The sequence below is a fragment of the Mycobacterium mantenii genome, assembly GCF_001667865.1.
GTDB classification, from domain to species: Bacteria; Actinomycetota; Actinomycetes; order Mycobacteriales; family Mycobacteriaceae; genus Mycobacterium; species Mycobacterium mantenii_A.
This window is the reverse complement of record NZ_LZJP01000021.1, coordinates 1-8,373: the sequence shown is the minus strand read 5'-3', so window position 1 is coordinate 8,373 and position 8,373 is coordinate 1. Positions and strand designations below refer to the sequence as shown.

General features: G+C 67.3%; 9 protein-coding genes, 1 tRNA gene and 2 pseudogenes. 2 read left to right on the top strand and 10 right to left on the bottom strand.

Annotated features, from left to right (window positions below; genetic code table 11):
• The 4 genes and pseudogenes from A5688_RS26635 to A5688_RS03490 all read right to left on the bottom strand — a co-directional run.
• Positions 1-88, bottom strand: a pseudogene (locus tag A5688_RS26635) (nucleoside deaminase); the annotation flags it as partial.
• Between the two features lie 433 nt (positions 89-521).
• A tRNA-Ser gene (locus A5688_RS03500) sits at positions 522-611 on the bottom strand.
• Between the two features lie 29 nt (positions 612-640).
• Positions 641-1,099: a nucleoside deaminase gene (locus A5688_RS03495; protein WP_067908074.1), complete on the bottom strand. Its 459-nt coding sequence runs from the start codon at positions 1,097-1,099 to the stop codon at positions 641-643.
• Positions 1,100-1,111: 12 nt separating this feature from the next.
• Positions 1,112-1,633, bottom strand: a complete 522-nt coding sequence (locus A5688_RS03490) for a tRNA adenosine deaminase-associated protein (protein ID WP_067836293.1) — start codon at positions 1,631-1,633, stop codon at positions 1,112-1,114.
• Positions 1,634-1,762: 129 nt separating this feature from the next.
• Here A5688_RS03490 and A5688_RS03485 point away from each other — a divergent pair, with 129 nt between their 5' ends.
• Positions 1,763-2,707, top strand: coding sequence for a prephenate dehydrogenase (locus tag A5688_RS03485; protein WP_165606955.1), 945 nt, complete (start codon positions 1,763-1,765; stop codon positions 2,705-2,707).
• On the opposite strand, the gene A5688_RS03480 is transcribed toward A5688_RS03485, so the two are convergent.
• The 5 genes and pseudogenes from A5688_RS03480 to A5688_RS03460 all read right to left on the bottom strand — a co-directional run bounded on the left by A5688_RS03480 (position 2,670) and on the right by A5688_RS03460 (position 6,681).
• Positions 2,670-3,269: a putative glycolipid-binding domain-containing protein gene (locus A5688_RS03480; RefSeq protein ID WP_067836299.1), complete on the bottom strand. Its 600-nt coding sequence runs from the start codon at positions 3,267-3,269 to the stop codon at positions 2,670-2,672. The genes A5688_RS03485 and A5688_RS03480 overlap by 38 nt on opposite strands.
• A gap of 4 nt (positions 3,270-3,273) precedes the next feature.
• Positions 3,274-3,986, bottom strand: a pseudogene (locus A5688_RS03475) (ABC transporter permease).
• Positions 3,983-4,669 carry an ABC transporter permease gene (locus A5688_RS03470; protein ID WP_067836306.1) on the bottom strand — a complete coding sequence of 229 codons (687 nt, stop codon included), beginning with the start codon at positions 4,667-4,669 and terminating at the stop codon, positions 3,983-3,985. The pseudogene A5688_RS03475 and the gene A5688_RS03470 overlap by 4 nt, the downstream one beginning before the upstream one ends.
• A gap of 4 nt (positions 4,670-4,673) precedes the next feature.
• Positions 4,674-5,786 (bottom strand): ABC transporter ATP-binding protein, encoded by a 1,113-nt coding sequence (locus A5688_RS03465; RefSeq protein ID WP_067908080.1) that lies wholly within the window; start codon positions 5,784-5,786, stop codon positions 4,674-4,676.
• Position 5,787: 1 nt separating this feature from the next.
• Positions 5,788-6,681 (bottom strand): ABC transporter substrate-binding protein, encoded by an 894-nt coding sequence (locus A5688_RS03460; protein ID WP_431602639.1) that lies wholly within the window; start codon positions 6,679-6,681, stop codon positions 5,788-5,790.
• Between the two features lie 155 nt (positions 6,682-6,836).
• Here A5688_RS03460 and A5688_RS03455 point away from each other — a divergent pair, with 155 nt between their 5' ends.
• Positions 6,837-7,196 carry a LapA family protein gene (locus A5688_RS03455; RefSeq protein WP_067836312.1) on the top strand — a complete coding sequence of 120 codons (360 nt, stop codon included), beginning with the start codon at positions 6,837-6,839 and terminating at the stop codon, positions 7,194-7,196.
• Position 7,197: 1 nt separating this feature from the next.
• Here A5688_RS03455 and A5688_RS03450 read toward each other — a convergent pair whose 3' ends face one another.
• Complete coding sequence (locus tag A5688_RS03450) at positions 7,198-8,244, bottom strand: phosphotransferase family protein (protein ID WP_067836314.1); 1,047 nt, start codon at positions 8,242-8,244, stop codon at positions 7,198-7,200.
• Between the last annotated feature and the right edge of the window lie 129 nt (positions 8,245-8,373).

Sequence of the window (8,373 nt, the reverse complement as noted above, 5' to 3'; positions counted from 1 at the left end):
ACTGGCGGGCGAAGAATGCCTCCAGTGGCGCAGCGCACTCCTGCGCCAGCACACCACCGCGAACTTCCGGGCGGTGGCAAACCCGCTGGCGGAGGTGGCGGGGCCGCCGGAGGGGGCGCCTGTGCGAGAACGACGCACGTATCCGATGGCGCGTCATAGACGGTCCCGTCGCCACATTCGGCTGCTCTGCCCACCGCCGGCGAAACCCAGGTCGCGCCGACGAGTGGCGCGAAGATGGCCGGGACGATGAGGGCCAAACGATTAGCTGTGCTGACCATCGCAGATCTCCTTGCAGGAGATCCTAACTTCGCCAGCGTTGCTATAGAAGTGACAAAGGGCCCCTTCCAAAAGACGGACTAGCGTCAGCTTGCAGTCAGTTCGCGGCGTTCATCCCTTTGCGCCGGCATCTGAAGCCTGCGACCGGAGGCAGGCGGCTGCGCTAAGCAGACGGGCCACTTGCGCAGTTCGAATGCACGCCGCGGGCGACGATCCCCTCTCTACTTGAGAGGGTGCAACTGTTTTGGCGGTGGCGGAGGGATTTGAACCCTCGGACGGTTTTAGCCGTCACACGCTTTCGAGGCGTGCTCCTTAGGCCGCTCGGACACGCCACCGCCGAGCAGCTTACCCAACCGAAGGCCCGTCACCCCAATCGCTGGCGGGCGAAGAATGCCTCCAGTGGCGCAGCGCACTCCTGCGCCAGCACACCACCGCGAACTTCCGGGCGGTGGTTAAGCCGCCGATCGCGGACAACATCCCACAACGATCCGACCGCTCCGGTCTTGGGCTCCCAGGCGCCGAACACCAGCCGGGCGATGCGCGACAGCACCAGCGCGCCCGCGCACATGGTGCACGGCTCGACCGTCACCGCCAGCGTGGCGCCCTCGAGCCGCCACCCGTCGCCGAGCACCTTGGCCGCCGCGCGCAGCGCCAGGATCTCGGCGTGGGCGGTTGGGTCTCCCCATGCCTCGCGCGCATTCACCGCGCGGGCGAGTTCGGTTCCGTCGGCGCCGATCACCACCGCGCCGATGGGCACGTCGCGGGGACCCGCCGTCGCGGCAACGGCCAGCGCGGACCGGATCAGGTCTTCGTCAGCAATCACCGACGTCAGCGATCACCGACCGAGGCGGTCGATCACCGCCGACAGCTGATCGGCGAAACCCATCTCGCGGGCGATACGGCCCAACTGCTCGTCGGCGTACAGATCGGTCTCGTCGAGGATGACCCCGAGGACCGCCTCGGGCAGCCCGATGTCGGACAGCAGGCCCAAGTCGCCCTCTTCGAAGGGGTCTGAGTCCTCGAGATCCTCGGGATCGATGTCAGCGTCCAGCTTGTCGAGCACTTCCGCGGCGATGTCGTAGTCCAGCGCGGCGGTGGCATCCGAGAGCAGCAACCGGGTCCCCGACGGCGCCGGCCGCACGATTACGAAGAATTCGTCGTCCACGTCCAGCAGGCCGAACACCGCCCCGGAACTGCGCAATTCGCGCAGCTCGGTCTCGGCGGCCGACAGGCTCAACAGCGACGCTCGGGCCATCGGAGCACAACGCCACTGTCCCTCTTCACGCACCACCGCAACGCCGAAACCGTCCGGCGTGTCCGCGGACAGGCCCTGGGCAGAGGCCCGTTGTGCTCCCATGGGCGCTTACGGTAGTCCCAGACCAGGCCGCTGACCAGATGGCTCCTGGTAGCCGCCACATCTGACCGCACCGTTTCCCGCCGGATGTGCCAACCTTGGAATGTGGCAATCCCTCCTTCTAAGACACCGGTGTGTGTGCTCGGGCTGGGACTGATCGGTGGCTCGATAATGCGGGCCGCCACGGCAGCCGGCCGTGAGGTGTTCGGCTACAACCGCTCGGTGGAGGGCGCGCATGCCGCGACCGCCGACGGCTTTGACGCCACCACCGATCTGACCGCCACCCTGTCGCGCGCCGCCGGCTCCGAGGCGTTGATCGTGCTGGCCGTGCCGATGCCCGCGATGGCGGGCATGCTCGCCCACATCAAGGAGACGGCCCCGGCGTGTCCGTTGACCGACGTCACAAGCGTCAAGCAGGCGGTGCTCGACCAGGTCGTCGCGGCGGGTCTGCAGGAACGCTTCGTCGGGGGCCACCCGATGGCGGGCACCGCGCATTCGGGTTGGGCCGCCGGCTACGCCGGGCTGTTCACCGGGGCCCCGTGGGTGGTCAGCGTCGACGATCATGTCGACCCGACGGTGTGGTCGACGGTGATGACGTTGGCGCTGGACTGCGGGTCGGTGGTGGTGCCCGCCAGGTCTGACGAACACGACGCCGCCGCGGCGGCCATCTCGCATCTGCCCCACCTGCTCGCCGAGGCCCTGGCCGTGGTCGCCGGAGACATCCCGCTGGCGTTCGCATTGGCCGCCGGGTCATTCCGTGACGGCACTCGGGTCGCGGCCACCGCCCCGGACCTGGTCCGGGCGATGTGCGAAGGCAACTCCGACCAGTTGGTGCCGTTGGCCGGTCGCGTCATCGAGCTGATGAGCCGTGCCCGCGACTCGCTGGCGTCCCACAACTCGGTCGCCGAACTCATCGAGGCCGGCCACGCCGCTCGAACCCGTTACGACAGCTTCCCGCGCACCGACATCTTCCACGTCGTGGTCGGCGCGGAGAACTGGCGTCAAGAATTGGCCGCCGCGGGCAGGGCGGGCGGGGTGATCAGATCCGCTCTGCCAACCCGGGATAGTCCACGATGAAGCCTTCTTCGTCGACGCTCACCGTGGTGTCGGAGATCGGCGAGCGCAACTTGATCTCACCTCGACCGCCGGTGCTGCTGTAACTCACCGTATCCGCGGTGATGGACATCTCCGGCACGTTCACATACACCACGGGCAGCGTGACCGAGGCCGCTCGCTCGTGTAGTCCGAGCCGCCGGATGGGCAGCGCGTTGAAGAACGGGCTGAACTCCACGTCGACGTCGAGCGCGCCGTTGTAGGCCGCGCGGTGCTCACCCTGATGGTCGGTGACCAGCCACATGTTCTCTTCGTCGCGGGCGAACGAGAAGACTCGCTCCCGCTCGGCCAGGGTGACCGTCATCCCGAGCCGCCTGGTGGCACCGGTCTCATCGGTCAGCAGGTCGTAGTAGGCGCCGAACGCCGGGTGGGTCTCGGTAGCGGCGGCAATGATGCGGCCATTGGCCTTGATTCTGTTGCCGGACACCTGGAGTCGCACCGATTCCATCCGGGCAGCATCCTGTGCGCGCCAGGTCAGCATCGCCTGCCACACGCGGCGAGACGGATCAGAGGGGGCTGCGTTCACTCATCTACCGTAAGACGTGCCCGCCAACCGCTGCGGGAGAGCCCGGTATGTTCGCCGCAGCCGACCGCTGCCCGGCGCCGAAACCCACACCGCCAGCGCCAGCAATCCGTCGAGCACCAGCGCCAACGCGGCCACCATCAGCGCCCCGACGAGGGCGAGATGAAACTCACGTTCTTTGATCCCGTCGATCAGGTATCTGCCCAGACCGCCGAGGCTGGCGTAGGCGGCCACGGTCGCGGTGGCGACCACCTGCAGGGTCGCGTTGCGCAGCCCGCCCAGGATCAACGGCAACGCATTCGGGACCTCGACACGCAGCAGCACCTGCGTCTCGGTCATGCCCATGGCCCGCGCGGCATCGACGACCGTCGGCTCGACATTGGCGATCCCGGCATAGGTGCCGGCCAACAACGCCGGCACACCCAGCAGCATCAGCGCCACCAACGACGGACCCAGGCCCAGCCCGAACAGCAGGGTCCCGAACAGCAGCACGCCCAGCGTCGGCAGCGAGCGCAGACCGTTGACCGCCCCCACCACCAGCAGGGTGCCGCGGCCGGTGTGCCCGATGAGCAGTCCGACGGGAATCGCGATCAGCGCCGAGGCGCCCACCGCCAGAGCGGTGTACTCGAGGTGTTCCAAAATGCGCGCCGCGAGCCCGACCGGGCCGGTCCAGTTGTCGACGGTCAGTACAAAGGAGATCGCCCGCTCGATGAAGTTCACCGCGCACCACCCACCACCGGTGCGACGACCGAGCGGCGGCCGGTGCCGCGCGTGGCGTGCGCCCAGGGCGTCGCCAGCCGGCCGGCCACCACGATGAGCACGTCGATGACGACCGCCAGCAGGAACAACGCGATGATGCCGGCCAGAATCTGATCGCTCTTGTCGGTTTGGTACCCCTGGGTGAACCAGCTGCCCAGCCCGCCGATGCCGATGACCGAGCCAACCGAGACCATCGCGATATTGGTCACCACCACCACCCGCAGCCCGGCGATGAGCACCGGAACCGACAGCGGCAGTTCGACTTTCAGCATCCGCGTGATCGGCGAGTAGCCGACCGCCGTGGCGGCGTCACGCACCTGGGCGGGCACCGCGTCCAGCGCCTCGAGCACCGCGCGCACCAGCAGCGCGGCGGTGTAGGCCGTCAACGCCACCATCACGTTGGCCTCGTCGAGGATGCGGGTTCCGATGAGCATCGGCAACACCACGAACAGTGCCAGCGACGGGATGGTGAACACCACGCTGGCGGTTGCGGTCGTCAGTCGGCGGGCAATCGGCTTGCGCTGCACCAACATACCCAGTGGCAGCGCGATCGCCAGCCCGATCAGCACCGGCACCAACGACAGCCGAAGGTGTACGACGGTCAGGCGCCCGGCGTCGTCCAGATGGGTGAGTAGATAGTGCATTCGGCTAGGTCCCTTGAGGTTCCGCCGAGCCCAGCCGTTGCGACTCGACCGCGGCCAGCACATCGACGGCCAGCACACCGCCGATCACCTTGCCGCCCTCATCGACGGCCACACCGATCCCCGACGGCGACGACAGCGCCGCGTCCAGCGCATGGCTCAGATTGCCCCGTGGCCGAAACAACGATCCGACCCCACTCACGCTGTCGGACAGCGGTGCACCGTCGTGATGCCGACGCATTCCCTCGTCATCGATCCATCCGATGGGCGCGCCGGCATCGTCGACGACGACGGCCCAGCCGCCGGAAAGTTGTGCCGCGGAGACCCGCTCGACCTCGATTTGTTGGACGTCGCGCAGAGGCAGCCCCGCCGCGCCGAGCAGTTGCAACCACCGGTAGCCGCGGCCCAGGCCGATGAACCTCGACACGAAGTCATTGGCCGGCCGCGACAACAGCCGCGCGGGCTCGTCGTACTGCTGTAACGAACCGTCCTTGAAGACCGCCACCCGCTCTCCGAGCCGCAGCGCCTCGTCGATGTCGTGCGTGACGAACACGATGGTCTTGTGCAATTCGCCTTGCAGACGCAGGATTTCGTTCTGCAGCTCGTGGCGGACCACCGGGTCGACGGCGGAGAACGGCTCGTCCATCAATAGGATCGGCGGGTCGGCGGCCAGCGCTCGGGCGACACCGACCCGTTGTTGCTCGCCGCCGGAGAGCTGCGCGGGGTACCGGGTCGCGAGTTTGGCGTCCAGCCCGACCCGTTCGAGCACCTCGTAGGCGGCTTTACGGGCGGCCCGGCGGGGCTGGCCGCGCAACACCGGAACCGTTGCCACATTGTCGATTACCCGCTGATGGGGCATCAGTCCCGCCTGCTGGATGACGTACCCGATTCCCAGGCGGAGCTGCACCGGGTCGCGGGTGGACACGTCGACATCATCGATGGTGATGGTGCCCGAGGTGGGCTCGATCATGCGGTTGATCATGCGCAGCGCCGTGGTCTTGCCGCTGCCGGAGGACCCGACGAATACGGTCAGCTTGCCGTTTGGGACCGCCAGGCTTAGCCGGTCCACCGCGGTCGTTCCGTCGGCGAATGACTTGCTGACGTTGTCGAAGACGATCAAGTCATCCTCCGATCGGATGGTCGAAGCCATTGTCCCGTACCCACTTTCGCGCCGCCTCGTCGGGATCGACACCCGCGTTCCCCGACACCGCGGCGTTGAGCCCGGCAACACCGGAGGTGGTCAGCTTCGCCGACACGGCATCCAGCACACCCTCGAGCCGGTCCGACTTCTTCATCGAACTCACCAGTGGCACAATGTTTCCGGCCAGAAAATTGTGTTCGGGATCGTCGAGGGTCACCAGGTGGTTCTGCGGTATGGCCGGGGACGTGGTGAAGATGTTGGCCGCGTTCACCCTGCCCTCAACCAATGCGCGCACCGTGACCGCACCGCCGCCGTCATCGATGGCGACGAAGTTGCCTGGCCTGATGTCGAGTCCGTACTTTTGCCGTAACCCCGGCAGACCGGCCGGCCGGGTCGCGAACGCCGAGGGCGCCCCGAATCTCACGTCCGCCGAATGGGCGGCCAAATCGGCGATTGTCTTCAGGTTCCAGGAGTCCGCCGTTTGTCCGGTCACGCTGACGGTATCGGTGTCGCTGGCCGGGGCGGGCGTCAGAATTGACAGATCGCCGGGCAGCAGCTGACGCAGTTCCCGCTCGACGGCATCGAGCGTGGTCGCTTTCGATTGGGGCGCGATATAGAGCAGAAGATTGCCGATGTACTCCGGCACCAGATCGATGGAATGGTCTTTGATCGCAGGGATGTACGTCTCCCGGCTGCCGATGCCCATTCGCGTGCCGACTTCGAAACCGTTGGCCTGCAAGGCTTGTGCATAGATCTCTGCGATGATCTGCGATTCCGGAAAGTCGCCGGAGCCGATGACGATGGAGCGGGGGCTTCGAACCTGCGTGCCCAACGGATCGGAATTACTGCACGACGCAATGACGCACATCGCCATCAGCAATCCAGCCGCGCGCGTGATCCCGCCCTGCGGGCGCGGCGGTGTCGTCATATCGCCGACCCTAACGCGCGGACCGCACCCACGCGGGCCCGCGACGACCCGGTTGCGGTGAATCGGTTTCAATCTGCGCCGGATAGGGCAAAGATGGCACTATGAGCAGCCAAACCCCTGCCTCGCCCGGGCAGCCGCCCACCAAGCCCACCACCCCTGCGCCCAAGACCGGCGCACGCACCAAAGAACCGGCCATCGGATTCACCCGCGCCGGCGCGCTGTGGTCCTCGCTGATCGCCGGCTTTGTGATCCTGATCCTGTTGCTGATCTTCATCACCCAGAACACGACGCCGACGGACTTTCAGTTCTTGGGCTGGCACTGGAGCCAGCCCAAGGGGGTAGCGATCCTGCTGGCCGCCGTGGTCGGCGGACTGATCACGGTCGCGGTCGGCACCGCACGGATCTTGCAGCTGCGCCGCGCGGCAAAAAGGCAGCACGCCGCCGCCACCGCGGCCCGCTAGGCTAGCCGGGCAGCTTCGCGAGTTCGGCCAGACCCCGGGAGATCAGCGGCGCCACCACCTCCGGTGCGTGGTCGGAGTCCTTTCCGCGGGCCTGATCCGACATCCGCCGGCGGAAGTCGATACCCGCGGCGATGATGGCGAGCTTGAAGTAGGCCAGCGCCATGTAGAACTCCCAATGGGCCAGCGGTATACCGGCCACCAGCGAATACCGGTCGGCCAGTTCGTCGGCCGTCGGCAACAACGGTGACGTCCACGCGGCCTGCGCATTGACGATCAAATCCAGGGCGGGGTCGCGGTACACGCACATCAGCGCCGCGTCGGAGAGCGGATCCCCCAGCGTCGAGAGCTCCCAGTCGACGACCGCACGGACGATCGTCGGGTCGTCGGCGTCCAGAATCGTGTTGTCGATCCGGTAGTCGCCGTGCACGATCGACGTGCGGCTCTGCTGCGGAATAGCCTCGCCCAGACCGGAATGCAGTCGCTCCACGTCGGCATCGCGCCGATCCTCGGGCAGCCGCACCAGCGACCATTGCGAGCCCCATCGCCGCACCTGACGCTCCAGATAGCCGCTGGGCTTGCCGAAATCGGCCAGGCCGACGGCGTTGGGATCGACATTGTGTAGGTCGACGAGCACCCGGATCAGCGAGTCCACGCAGCCCTCGATGACGGTGTGACTGAACGATTCGAGCTGAGCGCGGCGGCGCACCACCTGCCCGGCGACGAACTCGACGATCTGGAAGGGGGCCCCGAGCACCGAATCGTCCTCGCAGAGCCCGATCGTGCGCGCCACCGGAACCGGTGTGTCCTGCAGCGCCGCGACAACGCGGTACTCGCGGGCCATGTCGTGCGCCGACGGGGTCAACCCGTGCAGCGGCGGGCGCCGCACCAGCCAACTGGTGCTGTCGTCGTAAACGCGGAACGTCAGGTTGGAGCGACCACCGGAAATGAAGTCCGCGCGTAACTCGCCGTCGCGCCCGATCCCCAGTGAACGCAGGTACCGGTCCAGCGAGGCCAGGTCGAGGCCCTCGAGTTGGTCAGCTGAAGTCACCGAACTTGTCTACCATCGCCGACCTCGACCCGGTGCAACACCTGCGATTTGCCGGCGCCCGCTCAGGCCGTGCCTCGGCCCGCGTCGTCGTCGAGCAGCCGTTGGTTTCGTGGCAACAGGTCCCACACG

What these genes read in the sequence shown, in the direction of transcription:
- A5688_RS03490 (WP_067836293.1), bottom strand. Translation starts at nt 1,633, where the DNA reads ATGGGAGCACAACGGGCCTCTGCCCAGGGCCTGTCCGCGGACACGCCG.
- A5688_RS03470 (WP_067836306.1), bottom strand. Translation starts at nt 4,669, where the DNA reads ATGCACTATCTACTCACCCATCTGGACGACGCCGGGCGCCTGACCGTC.
- A5688_RS03460 (WP_431602639.1), bottom strand. Translation starts at nt 6,681, where the DNA reads ATGGCGATGTGCGTCATTGCGTCGTGCAGTAATTCCGATCCGTTGGGC.
- A5688_RS03455 (WP_067836312.1), top strand. Translation starts at nt 6,837, where the DNA reads ATGAGCAGCCAAACCCCTGCCTCGCCCGGGCAGCCGCCCACCAAGCCC.